A 505-nucleotide genomic window follows, 5' to 3' on the forward strand; every position below is an offset into this window, starting at 1 on the left:
AACACCGGCATCACCCCACCAACGAAGATCAAACCAGCGAGTTGATTATCGGCGCGCCCTCAACGTCCGAATCTTCCCCCGTCACACCTTCCACCCAGCACGAATCGTGATCCGGTTCCAGCGGGTAGGCAAATACGGGTCCGCCAGAACGGCACTTACCGCTCATGACCAACCCTGCCGGCCGCTTTCTGGCACTCTTGCCCGCCGGGTACGTGAAGGTCCAGTTGGCCCCACTCCGGGTTCACTTGCCCGATGCTGTTCACCGGGTCCCGGTTCGGCGGCGTGGTGACTGAGGGCATGCCGAGGGGCCCGTTGCCGTGTTGGCTGGCGGGCTCCTCGGGCATGCGGTGGTTCAGGCGCGTTGGAGGGTGTTGCGCCGGATCCGTTGTAGCGGATCCAAGTACTGGGGCGGGATGAACTCCGGTAGCCCGTCGGCTGCCATGCGGACTTGCCAGTCGCCGTGGTGGATCAGCCGGTGATGAAAACCGCAGAGCAGGGTCAGATT

Annotated in this window: 1 pseudogene; it reads right to left on the reverse strand. The window is 63.8% G+C overall.

Annotated elements, in window-relative coordinates:
* Window positions 1–352: 352 nt before the first annotated feature.
* Window positions 353–505, reverse strand: a pseudogene (locus ACFOSH_RS42685) (HNH endonuclease); the annotation flags it as partial.

This window comes from Amycolatopsis speibonae (assembly GCF_042647925.1).
Taxonomy (GTDB): Bacteria; Actinomycetota; Actinomycetes; order Mycobacteriales; family Pseudonocardiaceae; genus Amycolatopsis; species Amycolatopsis speibonae.